Here is a 1,530-nt window from a genome sequence, read left to right on the forward strand (position 1 = left end):
GCGCGCCGGTCTAACCCAGATCCAGCGCGGCGGTGAGGTCGCCCGGTACCACGCCGCTGGCGGCGTGCATCGCACGTTCGCGTTCGACCAGGCCCGGCAACGGCTCCAGGCCGAAGCGGCGGGTGATGAAGCGCAGGATCGAGCCGGTGTCGTAGACGCTGTGGTCGACGTGGCCGCGCCTGGCGTGCGGCGACACCACCAGCGCCGGGATGCGCGAGCCCGGGCCCCAGCGGTCGGCCTTGGGCGGCGCCACGTGGTCCCACCAGCCGCCGTTCTCGTCGAAGGTGATGAACACGACGGTCTTGTCCCACAGCGGGCTGTTGCGCAGCGCCTCCACCACCATCGCGATGTGGCGATCGCCGGCGGCCACGTCGGAATAGCCGGCGTGCATGTTGAGGTTGCCCTGCGGCTTGTAGAACGTCACCGGCGGCAGCGTGCCGGCCTGCACGTCGGCGAGGAAGCGGTTCTCCGGGGCGGTGTCGCCCAGGCCGCCGTCGCGCAGCCGGCGCGCCCGCGCCGGCGTGCCCGGGGCGAGGTTGGCGAAGTAGTTGAACGGCTGATGGTGGATCTGGAAGTTGGGACTGCCCGGGAACTCGCTGGTGTCGCCGGTGTCGCCCTTGCCCTGCACCGCCAGCGCCCAGCCGCCGGCGTACCAGGCCCAGTCCACGCCCTTGGCGTCGAGCGCGTCGCCGATGTGGCGGTGGGTCTGCGGCGGCAGCGTGTTGGGGCTGTTGGGGTCTGCGTAGTCCGGGCGCGTCGGGTCCTGGCTGGTGCTGGGCTGGAACGGCGGGCTCAGGGTATTGATCGCCCAGAAATCCGGGGTCAGCGCGCCGTTGCGCACGAAGCGCGGCCGGCCGTTGAGCGCGGTGCCCGGCGAATCGTCCTGCACCGCCAGGCGGATCTCGTCGGGCCGGTCGCTGGCCAGCACGCTGATCTGCGTCCGCCCCGGGCTGGTGTCGGCCTTGGGGTAGTACGGCGCCTGCGCGGCGATCAGGTACTGATGGTTGAGGAACGAACCGCCGAACGCGCCCATGAAGAAGTTGTCGCATAGCGTGTAGTCGCGCGCCAGGCTCCACAGCCGCAGCGTGGCCGGCGCATCGGCGTAGTGGCCCATCACCAGGCCGCCGGCGTCGCTCCACGCGGCGAAGCCGTCGTTGCGGCCGCCGTTGATCTGCATCTGATTCTCGTAGAAGCGGTGCACCAGATCGCGGGTCACGATGCCGTGCGGCAGCAGCTGGCCGTCCGGCGTGCGCAGCGCGAACGGCGCATTGGGCAGCGGCCCGATCGCGTCCTCGCCGATCTTGTAGCGGCGATGCGCCACCACCTGTTCGTCCGGCGCCAGTCCGCCCCAGATCGGCGGCAGGATGTCGAGCACGCTGCCGTCGCGGTCCACCTGCCGCGCCTGCGCCGGCGTCACCTTGGACAGCGGCTGCTGCAGCCCGGGGAACTCGGGGAACAGATTGTTGAAGCTGCGGTTCTCGGCGTAGATCACCACCACGTGCTCGATCTTCTGCCGCAGCTGCCGATCCA

Annotated in this window: 1 protein-coding gene; it reads right to left on the reverse strand. The window is 70.9% G+C overall.

What is annotated here, in order from left to right; translation table 11 throughout:
• Window positions 1-10: 10 nt before the first annotated feature.
• Window positions 11-1,530 (reverse strand): acid phosphatase (gene acpA, locus D588_RS0106400; protein WP_017915396.1); only part of this gene is annotated, 1,520 nt, incomplete at its 5' end.

It is taken from the genome of Xanthomonas sp. SHU 308, assembly GCF_000364645.1.
Lineage (GTDB): Bacteria > Pseudomonadota > Gammaproteobacteria > Xanthomonadales > Xanthomonadaceae > Xanthomonas_A > Xanthomonas_A sontii.